Raw genomic sequence first — 633 nt, forward strand, 5'->3', positions numbered from 1 at the left:
CTTGATATGGCCAACGAAAGTCAGCCCATCCCGCACCACTGAGGGATCCGAAGCTGGCAACCAATTCACGCTATCGAATGAGATTGAATGTGCATCTGGCCGCTTTGCGTTGATCTTTTCAGCAGCCTGGGTAAACGGTGTGCCCAATGCAATTGCCGCCGACATACTGCCAGGGAAAACAGCATTGGCATATTGCAGAGCGGATTCCCGGGAAGAGCCTTCCTTGACCAACTGTTCATGGAGCGCGCGTTTCAGGTCGATGACCCGATTCTCTTCAGGAACTACCAGCACCAAACGGGCTTCCGCGCCGTCGGGCCCATTAACAGAAATTCGGCCGAGCTTCATGTGATCTTCCTCTTTTTATTGACTCGAATGAACCTGAACCAGGTTTTCAAGATTCGAAGCTATACGACACGCACCGTTTTGTAAAGCTCAAAAATGAGCGCTTTTCTCGATGGCTCTGCCTCTATGGCTCCCGTTGCTTGGTCTGCTCTATAGGAATTGGGAACCCGACACCGAATTGGTAATTTCGCCTTGCAACAAATATACTGATCGTCTCGTTTTGTTTATAAGTGCGCGCAATGAATCAGCCAGAACATCCCCAGGCCGCGGAGCCAAGGAAACCATCAATGC

General features: G+C 50.7%; 1 protein-coding gene. It reads right to left on the reverse strand.

Annotated features, from left to right (window positions below):
* The coding region (locus AC1DRJ_RS31445) for a hypothetical protein (RefSeq protein WP_477805536.1) at positions 1-345 on the reverse strand (345 nt) is incomplete at its 3' end.
* Positions 346-633: the final 288 nt, after the last annotated feature.

Source organism: Pseudomonas sp. P5_B2 (assembly GCF_056400445.1).